The sequence below is a fragment of the Mucilaginibacter sp. P4_E8 genome, assembly GCF_056401495.1.
In genome coordinates, this window is record NZ_JBFUJG010000033.1 from 1 (window position 1) to 13,457 (window position 13,457).

Genomic DNA, 13,457 nt, shown 5'->3' on the forward strand with positions numbered 1-13,457 from the left:
TAGTCCGGCAGACTATAGGGCAAATAAGTTCACCCTGCCTTTTAATAACGTTCTCCACAAAGTTTTTAGTTCTTAACCCCCCTTGGAACCCCCATTTCAACAATAACAATAATCTTAAAAAACTATTGATAAGACCAAAGGCAGGGCAAAGGCCTGTGCGGCAAAGAAGCCTAAAAAGAAAAAAGCATTTTTGTTACTTTTGTTGCGACAAAAGTAAAAGGCCCCGCGGCCATAGCGGTATTGAACTGTTTTAAAGTATCCATATTTTGACACCCAGTCAATTCCCCATCCCTGCAAAATTCCTATCTTTGCGGCAACATAAATCACCATCTATGCTTAAAGGATTTTTTAATGTTCCGCCACCGCAAAACGAGCCGGTTTTAAACTATGGCCCGCGCAGTTTGGAACGTGTAGCGCTTAAGGCTGCTTTAGACGAAGCCCGCGCTCAACAACTGGATATACCTATGTACATCGGCGACAAAGAAGTACGTACCGGCAATAAGCTGGAGATCCGTCCGCCACATGATCATAAACATTTACTGGCCACTTTTTCTGAAGGTGATGCCAGTCATGTTACCGCTGCCATTGATGCAGCTTTAGCAGCCAAAGCCAACTGGGAAAATTTACCCTGGGAGCAACGTGCCGCCATATTTTTAAAAGCAGCCGATTTGCTTGCGGGTCCGTACCGTGCCAAAGTGAACGCGGCTACTATGCTTGGTCAATCAAAAAACGCGTACCAGGCCGAGATCGATTCGGCTTGTGAGCTGATTGACTTTTTGCGCTTCAACGTGCAATATATGACCGAAATTTACCAGCAACAACCCCCAATATCGGGCAAAGGTGTTTGGAACCGTGTGGAACAACGCCCGCTGGAAGGATTTATATTTGCCTTAACACCATTTAACTTTACCGCTATTGCGGGTAATCTGCCAACATCTGCTGCTATGATGGGCAATGTGGTTGTATGGAAACCAGCCTACACGCAAATATTTGCTGCCAATGTGCTAATGCAGGTATTTAAAGAAGCAGGCGTACCTGATGGAGTAATCAACCTGATATACGTTGATGGCCCCGTTGCCGGCGAGGTAATATTTAATCACCCTGATTTTGCAGGGATCCATTTTACCGGATCAACCAAAGTGTTCCAGAACATTTGGCAAACTATTGGTACCAACATCCATAAATTTAAAACCTATCCGCGCATTGTTGGCGAAACAGGGGGTAAGGATTTTGTACTGGCCCACCCAAGCGCTAATGCCGATGTGGTAAGTACCGCGCTTGTTCGCGGCGCTTTTGAATACCAGGGACAAAAATGCTCGGCTGCCTCAAGGGCTTATGTGCCGGCATCGTTATGGCCTGCGGTAAAGGCCAATATGCAGCGTGATATCACGTCGTTTAAAATTGGTCCGGTTGAGGATTTTGAGAATTTTATCAATGCCGTGATCAGTGAAATATCGTTTGATAAACTGGCTAAATATATTGATGCTGCCAAAGCCGACGAAGGTGTTGAAGTTGTTGCCGGTGGCAACTATGATAAAACCAAGGGCTGGTTTGTAGAGCCTACCGTGTTAAAAGTTGATGATCCATACTACGTAACCATGTGCGAAGAGCTTTTTGGCCCCGTATTAACCATTTACGTGTACGAGGATGCTCAATTTGATGAGGTGCTTAACATTGTAGATAAAACATCCATCTACGCGCTTACAGGCTCTATTATATCGCAGGACAGGTATGCTATTGCCGAGGCAACTTACCGTTTACGCAACGCGGCCGGAAATTTTTATATTAATGATAAGCCAACAGGTGCAGTAGTAGGTCAGCAGCCATTTGGCGGCGCCCGGGGATCAGGTACAAATGATAAGGCCGGTTCTATGATCAACCTGTTACGCTGGGTATCGCCCCGCACCATTAAAGAAACCTTTGATCCGCCGAAGGATTACAGGTACCCGTTTTTGGGTAAGGAAATTTAAAGCCCCCCGGCCCCCTAAAGGGGGAGGGTAAAACATGACCTTCTCAAACCCTTTCTTGAATGATGGGGGGTAAAATAAAAAAGCGATGAATATTATTTATTCATCGCTTTTTATTTAAAGTCTCCCCTTTCAGGGGGAGATTTAGAGGGGGCTGGGCTTCTACTTAAACCTAAACACGTTATCCATGTTTTCGTTGTTATAGGTACTTACGTTCATATCACCTATAATACCGGTACTGAGGCTGTAAACCCAGCCGTGTACACCTAATTCCTGTCCGTTTGCCCAGGCATTTTGCACGATAGATGTTTTGCAAAGGTTATAAACGTTTTCAACCACGTTTAACTCAACCAGGCGGTCGGTACGTTTTTGAGCATCCTCCATGGCGTCCAGTTCATCGGCGTGCAGGCGGTATACATCCTTTATATGGCGCAGCCAGTTATCTATCAGGCCATATTGTTGGTTGCTCATAGCTGCTATAACACCACCACAGCCATAATGTCCCGTTACAATTACATGTTTTACCTTTAACACGTTTACGGCATAATCCAGTACCGACAGCATGTTCATGTCAGAGTGGATAACCATGTTAGCAATATTGCGGTGAACAAATATTTCGCCCGGTGCCGTATTGGTGATCTGGTTGGCTGGCACCCGGCTATCGGCGCAGCCAATCCATAATACAGGTGGTTTTTGGCCGTTGGCCAGCTTTTCAAAATAATGAGGGTCTAATTTTAGGGTATCCTCAATAAATTGCTTGTTACCTTCCAGCAAACTTTCATAAGTTATATGGCTGGTATCGTGAATGTCTTTTTTAGCGCACATAGGTATATTTAATATTGTTAGATGTTTTAAACCGATCCGCTTTTGCCCGCCCAAAATATCCGGGATATTTTATGCAGCGCAACAGGCGAAAGATCATAATATAAAATGGTAAGCAAAATTAATGGTATAAAATAAAAAATGGCAAAATCATACAGGTTAAAAAAATAACCACCCATAATTCCGCCTAAAAAGTAAAAGGAAAGCACCGTAAGGCGCACATATATCTTATTCCTGATAGTATCTGTTTTTGCTACATTGGGGTGCAGCCATTCAGATACATCACCGCCAAGATCAGTAAACAAACCGGTTAAATGGGTTGATTTGATCAATCCGCCCGAAATGGTTGATACCAGGCTATTCTGTAATCCCATCGAAAAAATGATCACCCCAATAACTATTTCACGTTCCGTTTGGGTTTCCTTGTAAAAGTTATGCCCGTAAATGGCAACAAACAGCAGCAGCAATATTTCAATAATAATAGGGATAGAGTGCGCCCGGTAACGGCTTTTATGCTCCAGCGATTTAATAATAAAGTTTGATATAAAAGCCCCTGCAAAAAACATCAGCAGCCAAATAACAAATACTACTATCTCGCCAAAATTTTGCTCCACTATATGTTTAGCCAGGGTAGCCACATGGCCGGTAATGTTGGAGGTAAAGGCCAAAAAGGCAATCATGCCCGCCACGTTGGTTACGCCCGATACAAATGCGGTTGATGATGCCAGCAATAAGTTTTCTTTTAGGGTACGTGCTTCTTTTGATTGTCTCAGCATAAAATATCCTTGCTTATTTGCAGCAGGATAAAAATAGAATAAAATTTGTAGGATTAGGTATTAAGTGTATAATTTGATTAAATGATAAAATAAAGTCATCCCGAATTTATTTCGGGATCCCACATGCAAGGTATATCGTATACCGGTTTAACTGTCCTGTGGGATGCTGAAACAAGTTCAGCACGACTGCTTTTATTACAACAAAAAACCCCGGCCATTTTCACGAACCGGGGCAAACCAAACATAAACCTCTCTATACACAGGTATGGAGAGGGTCTGGGATTTTATATATACAACTTAATGTTGGGCTACAGATTCAATACTGTCCAGCGCATATACATAACCTAAATTATGCGGACTGCTGCTGCTTACTTTCAAATCCTTGATCAGGCCTGTGCCTAAGTCAATCACCCAGCCATGAACTTCCAGGTCATGACGCTCCATCCAGGCATTCTGAACTATGGAGGTTTTGCAAAGGTTATATACCTGCTCGCTCACATTAAGCTCAACCAAACGGTTTTGTTTCTGTGTTTCGTCGGTAATACGGTCAAGTTCGTGACTGTGCAGGCGGTAAACATCTTTAATATGCCTCAACCAGTTATCTATCAGTCCGAATTGTTTATTGCTCAGGGCCGCTGCAACACCGCCACAACCGTAGTGGCCTGCTACTATCACATGTTTTACTTTAAGCACATTAACAGCATAATCAAGCACGCTCAGCATGTTCATGTCTGAGTGTACAACTACGTTGGCAATGTTGCGGTGTACAAACACTTCGCCTGGCTTGGTGCCGGTTACTTCGTTGGCAGGCACACGGCTGTCTGAGCAGCCTATCCATAATATTTGTGGGCATTGGCCTTTTGCCAGGGTTTTAAAATATTCTGAGTCTTCTTTTAATTTGAGTTCAACCCATTGGCTATTACCACGTAACAACGCGTTGTAGCTATCGGTTTGGGCCAGTTTTAAATTACTGGTGTCAATGGCGGGTTTGCCATTCTTTTTTTCTTCTATAAGAGCCATGTTTTCTTTTAGTTAGGGTTATACATTAATTCTTTTAAAGGAGGTACATCGTACTGTTCCTTTATTTCATGTAATTGCACAATGATGCCTTTAGTGTAGGCATTGTGCTTGTAATTGTGGATGATCTCCAGTACATCCGGGTCAATATACCGCGAATTGGAACCATCAATGATCACGTCTGAGCCTTTGGGCAAACTGGTCAGCGTGACTTGTATAGCGGCTTTATTTAAAAATGAAACCTCTTCGGCAAGTCTTATCCTGATCACATTTTTATCGCCGTTTTTAACTATCTGGTAAAAATAAGGGTTACGCAAATTGGTACGCAGTATATAAAATACACCTACCAGCATACCTATACCTACACCTATCAGCAGATCGGTTAATACCACAGCCACAATAGTTACCACAAACGGAATAAACTGGCTGAGACCCATATGCCACATGTGTTTAAATAAGCTAATGCGGGTTAGTTTATACCCTGTCATGAGCAGTATAGCTGCCAGGCATGATAGCGGGATAAGGTTAATCAGCACAGGGATAAACAGCAATGATATCAATAATAGTCCGCCATGTGCCACGGTGCTCATTTTGGTACGTCCGCCGGCGTTAACATTGGCCGATGAACGTACAATTACAGCTGTCATGGGCAAGCCGCCTAATAAACCGCTGGTAATGTTGCCAATTCCCTGGGCTACCAGTTCGCGGTTGGTGGGTGATATACGCTTTATCGGGTCAATCTTATCAACAGCTTCCAAACTAAGCAAGGTTTCTAAACTGGCTACTATTGCTATGGTGAATGCGGTTATCCAAACCTGTTTATTACCTATAGCACTAAAATCGGCCGATTTGAACAGGGCAAAAAACTCGCTGCTGCTGTTTACTATGGGTATGCGCACAAATTGTTTATCAAGCAACTCAAAACCGGTGCCGGCAAATACCGTGCTTAAACCTATGCCCGCCAAAACAACCAATAACGGCGCTGGCACAACGGCCAGCTTTTTAAACTTCGGCCAGTAGATCATCAGCAGTAAAGAAACTGCGGCTATTATAACAGCGCCGTAATTGATCTTGGAAAATGCCTGCATTATACCCGAAAAAGTATTGTGCTCATCTATTTGGCTAAAGCGTTCGTCGCCTTCAAAATTGGCATCATAACCAACGGCATGAGGAAATTGCTTCATGATGAGGATGATACCGATAGCGGCAAGCATACCTTCAATAACCGATGAGGGGAAATAGTTGGCTATAGTCCCCGCTTTTAATATACCCAGTAACATTTGGAAAATACCGGCCAGTACAAGCGCAAGCAAAAATGTTTCGTATGTCCCAAGGCTTGTTATGGCGTTTAACACAATAACGGTTAAACCGGCTGCCGGCCCGGCTACACTAAGCTGCGAACCGCTTAACGCACCAACCACAATACCTCCAATAATACCTGTTAACACACCGGCAAACAACGGCGCGCCTGATGCCAGTGCAATGCCTAAACATAACGGCAATGCTACCAGGAATACAACAATACTTGATGGAAGGTCTCTTTTTAAGTTTTTGGGTAAAAAATATTTTTTTAGGTTGAGATTGCCCACGGCAAAGCCACCTTGCTTAATTTGCATAAGATCGATAATTTGAATGAAAATTTAAATGAATTGTAAAGCGTTACGATCCGGATAGGGAAGTATCCGGTTAATCATTTAAACGTTGGGCGGGGGCGTGGGCACTACCGGGTGATATGCCTGTTTGTATAAACAATGTTCCCGGTTATGGAGTACATTGGTTTCTACAACAAATGTAATAAAGGCTATACTGTGCAGATCATAGGCATCAAAACCTTTTTTTTCCTTAAAAGTATCCTTATCAGGTGTGTCTTTTTCGGTTTTGCTTTCCTGCTCAAGCTGCAGAATAACCGCGCTTACGGTTTTATTATCAAGATATAAAAATACAGGCGCAAGTGATATGGCCATCTTTAATATAAAGACACCCATGAACATTGCCACTATCAGTATTTTGAAATTCCTGATCTTCATTATTACAAATATATAAAAAAGCGTTCCAAAAATGTATCACAATGCAGTTTTAAAGTAATCTTACAATTTAATTACTATTTTTAACCTATTACAAACAACCTGAATTGTGAATAAAAAGCTCGGATTATTAAGAGAAAAACGCCAGAAGGCGTTTGAAGGTGGCGGCACGTTACGTATTGAAAGTCAGCATAAAAAAGGGAAACTTACCGCGCGGGAGCGCTTACATTTTTTGATGGATGATGGGTCGTTCCAGGAAATAGGGATGCTGGTTGCCCATCGCTCAACCGATTTTGGGATGGAGAAGGAAAAGTACCCCGGCGATGGTGTAATAACCGGTTACGGTACTATAAACGGGCGTTTGGTTTACGTTTTTTCGCAGGATTTTACCGTTTTTGGCGGATCGCTGTCAGAAACCCACGCCGAAAAGATCTGCAAGATCATGGATCTGGCTATCAAAAACGGTGCGCCGGTAGTAGGCCTCAATGATTCGGGTGGGGCGCGCATTCAGGAAGGTGTGGTATCTTTAGGGGGCTACGCGGATATTTTTTATCGCAATACCATGGCATCAGGTGTGGTGCCGCAAATATCAGCCATTATGGGGCCCTGCGCTGGTGGCGCGGTGTATTCGCCTGCCATAACCGATTTTATTTTGATGGTGGAGAATACTTCCTACATGTTTGTTACCGGACCAAATGTGGTAAAAACGGTTACCCACGAGGTTGTAACTTCCGAAGAACTGGGTGGTGCAACTACTCATGCCACTAAATCGGGCGTTACACATTTTGCCTGTGCCAATGAAATTACAGCCATCCAAAACATAAAAGCGCTGCTAAGCTATATGCCCCAGAACTGTGAAGACAGGGCGCCGGCTTTACCCTACGAGATACAAAATGAATTTAGACCCGAGCTTAATACGCTGCTGCCCGAAATAGCCTCAACACCTTATGACATCCGCGAGATCATTGACCATGTAATTGATACCGGATCATTCCTGGAGGTACATAAGGATTTTGCTGAAAATATTGTGGTAGGCTTTGCCAGGCTTGCCGGCCGGAGCATTGGTATTGTTGCCAACCAACCCTCATTTTTGGCGGGCGTGCTTGATATTCATTCATCAATTAAGGCAGCGCGCTTTGTGCGCTTTTGCGATAGCTTTAATATACCGCTGCTGGTATTTGAGGATGTGCCCGGATTTTTGCCCGGTACCGACCAGGAATGGAACGCTATTATAACCAATGGAGCCAAACTACTGTATGCTTTTTGCGAAGCTACGGTGCCCCGCATTACGGTGATCACCCGCAAGGCTTATGGGGGCGCTTATGACGTGATGAACTCTAAACACATAGGCGCTGATATGAATTTTGCCTGGCCGTCGGCAGAGATAGCCGTAATGGGCGCTAAAGGTGCTGCCGAAATTATTTTTAAGCGTGAGATAAGCACGGCCGAGGATAAAGAAGCCAAGTGGAGGGAAATGGAGCAACTGTATTCAGACACTTTTGCTAACCCATACCGTGCCGCGGAGCGCGGTTTTATTGACGAAGTGATAGAACCTGCGGAAACGCGTATAAAACTGATACAGGCTTTCAAAATGCTGGAAAATAAGGTTGTGAACAACCCCAGGAAAAAACACGGAAATATGCCTTTGTAGGAGAGAAAGATAAAGGATAGATAGACAAAAGATAAAGGACAGGCTGAAAGAATAAAGATTATGACCATAGAAATCATTCAAACCATTTGCATGCAGCTACCCGGCGTAACTGAGGATCTTAAGCTTGGCGATCATTTGTGTTTTAATGTGGGTGGCAAAACATTTTTGTTTACCGGCCCCGATAGCGTACCGGCGACGGCATCCGTAAAGGTTCCGGATGAGGATTTTGAAGAAACCTTGCAAAAGGAATGTTTTTCGCCCCAGGCTTATATAGGGCGTTATAAATGGGTGCATATTGCTGATATCGGCTGTTTAACCCATCACGAATGGGAGTTTTATATCAAACAATCATACCGCCTGATTGCAGAGAAGCTGCCGGGGAAAATAAAAAAGGAAATAGGGTTATAGATGTTATGCGGCAAGCTGTCTTGATTTACCCTTAATTTGTCGTTTTTACACCTCATCGCTTTTTGTTAATGGCAGTATGTTTGTATCAGACATTTAAATAATAAACATCTAATATTAAAACATCATGGCAACTCAAATTTTTGTAAACCTACCAGTTAAAGACCTTAACAAATCGATCGAATTTTTTACCAGTCTTGGTTATAGCTTCAATCCCCAGTTCACCAACGAGCAGGGTGCATCGTTGGTTATTAGCGATAACATATTTTTTATGCTGCTGACCGAACCTTTCTTTAAATCATTCATTAAAAAAGAGATCGCTGATGCTACCAAAGTAGCCGAAACCATCAATTGTATTTCGGCGGATAGCCGGGAAGAAGTTGATGAGATAGTGCGTAAGGCTGTGGCAGCAGGTGCCACTGTACCAAACGATAAACAGGATTATGGCTGGATGTACGGGCATGGTTTCCAGGATCTTGACGGTCACCTGTGGGAATTTGCATATATGGATATGAGCGCAGTACCTCAGCAAATGTAAGGCCCCCCAGCCCCCTAAAGGGGGAGTTTAGAATACCTGTTTTTTGTTATTCTGAGCGGAGTGAAGAATCTGTTAACCAATATGTTTGTATAAAACTGGTTTATTACTGCTGATATTAAAAAGTAACATTGACTCACTGGGCAATGTTACTTTTTATAGTTTATACTAAAAACGGAAAAAAGTATATTTACTAAAAAATCAGCATGAAAAAACTTTTTTTTCTTATCTGCGGCTTGCTGCCAATGGTGTTAATGGCACAGCAAACTTTTAACATTAATGGTACTGTAAAAGGTTTAAAGAATGGAGATAAAGTGTATCTGTTTTACCAGTTGGATGATCAAACAAAGAGTGACTCTGCCAATGTACAGAGTGGTAAATTCCATTTTACCGGCGTTTTAGCCCACCCTTCACAGGCATCCCTGTACCTTAACAAAAATCCTTTAGTGAGTAAAGCTGTTCGGGGCGAGAATCTGGACATATTTCGCTTTTATGTTGAAGCCGGTAAAATATACCTTAACGGTACAGATTCCCTTAAACACATTGTTGTTAGCGGGTCGCTCATAAATAAAGAATACACGGAATGGAAAGCTTTGCGTAAGCCCGTTGAAGATAGGCTGGATGCTTTAGACAAAGAATTTGCTGCGCTAACAGACTCGCAAAAAGGCGATGGCCACACCGTTCAAACGATGATAGGCAAAGAAAAGCAATACATGGAGGATTTAAATATGGTAGGAGCAGAATTTGCAAAAACTCATCCTAATTCATACCTGAGCCTCTTAACTATAAAACAGGCAGCAGCAGGGGCCAAAACAACGGAAGCAGCTGCCCAGGCGTATCAAAATCTTTCGGCCCAATTAAAAAATACGGAGATTGGGAAAAGTATCCCCGTTTTATTGGCTTCATCTTCAAGAACCAAGATTGGCAACCCTGCAATTGACTTTACGCAAACTACTCCCGAGGGAAAAGCTGTAAAGTTATCTGATTTTAAAGGTAAATATGTATTGGTTGATTTTTGGGCAAGCTGGTGCAGCCCGTGTCGTGAGGAAAACCCTAATTTAGTTGCCGCTTATAACAAGTATAAAGACAAAGGCTTTACGGTATTAGGCGTATCACTTGATAATCCCGGCAAAAAGGACGCCTGGATGAAGGCCATAGCAGACGACAAGCTTACATGGACACAGGTGTCGGATTTGAAGGGCTGGGATAACGTAGTAGCGCTGCAATATGGGGTTCGTAGCGTCCCTTTCAATTTCCTGATAGACCCTGCCGGAAAAATCGTTGCCAAGGACCTGAGGAGCGAAGGCCTGAACAGTAAACTGGCTGAGTTATTTGACGCACCAACAAAGTAAAACTTAGGTTTTGAGTGAGACTTACGAAGTTTTTAAAACTTCGTAAGTCTTTACCTCCACGCGTCCATTGCGAGGCACGAAGCAAGAAGCCTCACCCAACCCTCTCCAAAGGAGAGGGCTTTTAAATACTTTTTAAAGTCTCCCCCCTTGGGGGAGATTTAGAGAGAGGGGGCTTCTTGCTTCGTGCCTCGCAATGACGCGTGGAGAGAGGGAACTGATTCAAACAAAAAAAGACCATCCGTTATCGGATGGTCTTTTTTTTATGTTGTCCCACACCTTTCAGTGGGCCGGGCGTCTATCAAACTTTGATTTCCACTTCAACTCCACTTGGCAATTCAAGTTTCATCAGGGCATCTACAGTTTTTGAATTCGAGCTGTAAATGTCTAATAAACGCTTGTATGAGCATAATTGAAATTGCTCACGTGCCTTTTTGTTTACGTGTGGTGAACGTAATACAGTGAAAATTTTCTTTTCGGTTGGTAACGGAAGTGGTCCGCTAACTACAGCGCCTGTTGGCTTTACTGTTTTTACGATCTTCTCGGCAGATTTATCTACCAGGTTATAATCGTAAGATTTTAATTTGATCCTGATTCTTTGGCTCATGTTAATTTGTTTTTAAATCACCCTAAGAGCTATTTATTAGGGTAATTGATTTTTATTTATTGAATTAATGAATTAGCGAATTAGTGATTTTATTTATTCGATAAATCACTAACTCACTAATTCAAAATTATTTACGCGTTAGCAGCAGCTTTTTTGCCTTTTACTTTGGCAACTACTTCTTCCTGTACGTTACGTGGTGCTTCAGCATAGTGATCAAACTCCATGGTTGAAGTAGCACGACCTGAAGTGATGGTACGTAACTGAGTTACATAACCAAACATTTCTGAAAGTGGTACAGTTGCTTTAATAACCTGTGCACCTGCACGTGAATCCATACCTAAAAGCTGGCCACGACGACGGTTCATGTCACCGATTACATCACCCATGTTTTCTTCAGGGGTAAGGATCTCAATTTTCATGATCGGCTCAAGCAATACCGGTTTACATTTTGGCAATGCTTCACGGTAAGCCATTTTTGCAGCTAACTCGAAAGATAACGCATCTGAATCGACCGCGTGGAATGAACCATCAATTAACCTTACTTTTAAGCTGGTTAAAGGAAAGCCTGCTAATACACCATTATCCATAGAAGCTTTAAAGCCTTTTTCAACAGATGGAATAAACTCACGAGGGATTGAACCACCGCTAATTTCATTCACAAACTGTAAGCCTTCCTTACCTTCATCGTTTGGCGAAAGTATAACCTGGATATCGGCAAATTTACCACGACCACCGGTTTGTTTCTTGTAAGTTTCGCGGTGCTGAATGGTGCCTGTGATCGCTTCTTTGTAAGCAACTTGTGGCGCGCCCTGGTTAACTTCTACTTTAAACYCACGTTTCAAACGGTCCATGATGATATCAAGGTGAAGCTCGCCCATACCTGAAATTACAGTTTGGCCGGTTTCTTCGTCTGATTTTACGTGGAAGGTAGGATCCTCTTCAGATAATTTACCTAAAGCTATACCTAATTTATCTACGTCGGCCTGTGTTTTAGGCTCAATAKCTAAACCGATAACCGGCTCAGGGAAATTCATTGACTCAAGAATGATCGGGTGTTTCTCATCACAAAGAGTATCACCTGTTTTAATATCTTTAAAGCCTACTACCGCTGCAATATCACCTGCACCTACGTTAGGTATAGGGTTTTGCTTGTTAGCATGCATCTGGAATATACGTGAAATACGCTCTTTATTATCTGAACGCATGTTATGTACATATGAACCAGCTTCCAAATTACCTGAGTATACACGGATAAAGCACAAACGACCTACGAAAGGATCGGTTGCAATTTTAAACGCTAATGCTGCAAATGGTTCTTTTTCTGATGGCTTACGCAAAATTGCTTCGCCTGTATCAGGGTGGTGGCCTACAATACCTTCAACATCCATTGGCGAAGGCAATAATTCCATCACGTAATCAAGCATGGTTTGTACACCTTTGTTTTTGAAAGATGAACCGCAAACCATAGGAACAATTTTAGCATCTAAAACAGCTTTACGTAAAGCATCAAGTACTTCGCGCTCAGTGATTGTTTCAGGAGCATCAAAAAATTTCTCCATCAGGCTTTCGTCATAATCAGCTACTGATTCCAATAATTTCTCTCTCCACTCGGTAGCTTCCTCGATCATATCCTCAGGGATAGGCACTTCGGTAAAGGTCATACCTTTATCATGCTCATTCCAAACAATACCTTTCCAGTTAATTAAATCAACAACACCTTTAAAATGCTCTTCAGCACCAATAGGTAATTGAAGTGGTACAGCGTTGCTGCCTAACATGCTTTTTACCTGTTTTACAACATTTAAAAAGTCGGCACCTGAACGGTCCATTTTATTAACGAAACCTATACGGGCAACGTTATAATTATTTGCAAGTCTCCAGTTGGTTTCTGATTGTGGCTCAACACCATCAACTGCCGAAAATAAGAATACCAAACCATCTAATACACGCAGGGAGCGGTTTACCTCAACGGTAAAATCCACGTGTCCCGGAGTATCAATAATGTTGATATGGTAGTTATGACCTCTGTATTTCCAGTTTACTGTTGTAGCAGCAGATGTAATGGTGATACCACGTTCCTGCTCCTGCGCCATCCAGTCCATTGTTGCAGCACCTTCGTGCACTTCACCAATTTTGTGGCTCACGCCCGAGTAATAAAGGATACGCTCGGTAGTGGTAGTTTTACCGGCATCAATGTGAGCGGCAATACCTATGTTTCTTGTATATCTTAGATCTCTTGACATTCTTTGTTGGTTTTGATTCCTCTGATTATTTAATAATTGTACCGATGATGCAATCATAGCA

General features: G+C 42.6%; 12 protein-coding genes. 5 read left to right on the forward strand and 7 right to left on the reverse strand.

All coding sequences use genetic code 11. The annotated features are described in order from the left end of the window. Positions 1 to 332: 332 nt before the first annotated feature. A complete protein-coding gene (pruA, locus tag AC1DRQ_RS14305) occupies positions 333 to 1,970 on the forward strand; it encodes an L-glutamate gamma-semialdehyde dehydrogenase (RefSeq protein WP_477425397.1) in 1,638 nt (545 codons plus the stop codon). Positions 1,971 to 2,129: 159 nt separating this feature from the next. Here the strand turns inward: pruA and can are convergent, their stop codons facing one another. The 5 genes from can to AC1DRQ_RS14330 form a co-directional block, all read right to left on the reverse strand. Beyond that, positions 2,130 to 2,792, reverse strand: a complete 663-nt coding sequence (can, locus tag AC1DRQ_RS14310; protein WP_477425398.1) for a carbonate dehydratase — start codon at positions 2,790 to 2,792, stop codon at positions 2,130 to 2,132. A gap of 26 nt (positions 2,793 to 2,818) precedes the next feature. After that, positions 2,819 to 3,565 (reverse strand): YoaK family protein, encoded by a 747-nt coding sequence (locus AC1DRQ_RS14315; protein WP_429400427.1) that lies wholly within the window; start codon positions 3,563 to 3,565, stop codon positions 2,819 to 2,821. A 297-nt stretch (positions 3,566 to 3,862) separates the two neighbouring features. Next, entirely contained in the window at positions 3,863 to 4,585 is a 723-nt protein-coding gene (locus AC1DRQ_RS14320) for a carbonic anhydrase (protein ID WP_477425399.1), read from the reverse strand. Between the two features lie 8 nt (positions 4,586 to 4,593). Continuing rightward, a complete protein-coding gene (locus tag AC1DRQ_RS14325; RefSeq protein ID WP_477425400.1) occupies positions 4,594 to 6,198 on the reverse strand; it encodes a SulP family inorganic anion transporter in 1,605 nt (534 codons plus the stop codon). A 78-nt stretch (positions 6,199 to 6,276) separates the two neighbouring features. After that, a complete protein-coding gene (locus AC1DRQ_RS14330; RefSeq protein WP_477425401.1) occupies positions 6,277 to 6,609 on the reverse strand; it encodes a hypothetical protein in 333 nt (110 codons plus the stop codon). Between the two features lie 106 nt (positions 6,610 to 6,715). On the opposite strand from AC1DRQ_RS14330, the gene AC1DRQ_RS14335 reads away from it, so the two are divergent. From AC1DRQ_RS14335 to AC1DRQ_RS14350, 4 genes are all read left to right on the forward strand, one after another. Next, positions 6,716 to 8,257, forward strand: coding sequence for an acyl-CoA carboxylase subunit beta (locus AC1DRQ_RS14335; protein WP_429400431.1), 1,542 nt, complete (start codon positions 6,716 to 6,718; stop codon positions 8,255 to 8,257). A gap of 60 nt (positions 8,258 to 8,317) precedes the next feature. Then, positions 8,318 to 8,665, forward strand: coding sequence for an MmcQ/YjbR family DNA-binding protein (locus AC1DRQ_RS14340; RefSeq protein ID WP_477425402.1), 348 nt, complete (start codon positions 8,318 to 8,320; stop codon positions 8,663 to 8,665). A 124-nt stretch (positions 8,666 to 8,789) separates the two neighbouring features. Then, positions 8,790 to 9,200 carry a VOC family protein gene (locus tag AC1DRQ_RS14345; RefSeq protein WP_429400433.1) on the forward strand — a complete coding sequence of 137 codons (411 nt, stop codon included), beginning with the start codon at positions 8,790 to 8,792 and terminating at the stop codon, positions 9,198 to 9,200. A 203-nt stretch (positions 9,201 to 9,403) separates the two neighbouring features. Beyond that, positions 9,404 to 10,549, forward strand: coding sequence for a redoxin domain-containing protein (locus AC1DRQ_RS14350; RefSeq protein WP_477425403.1), 1,146 nt, complete (start codon positions 9,404 to 9,406; stop codon positions 10,547 to 10,549). 298 nt (positions 10,550 to 10,847) lie between these two features. Here AC1DRQ_RS14350 and rpsJ read toward each other — a convergent pair whose 3' ends face one another. After that, positions 10,848 to 11,153, reverse strand: coding sequence for a 30S ribosomal protein S10 (gene rpsJ / locus AC1DRQ_RS14355; RefSeq protein WP_022830652.1), 306 nt, complete (start codon positions 11,151 to 11,153; stop codon positions 10,848 to 10,850). Between the two features lie 131 nt (positions 11,154 to 11,284). Beyond that, entirely contained in the window at positions 11,285 to 13,396 is a 2,112-nt protein-coding gene (gene fusA, locus AC1DRQ_RS14360) for an elongation factor G (protein ID WP_477425404.1), read from the reverse strand. Positions 13,397 to 13,457: the final 61 nt, after the last annotated feature.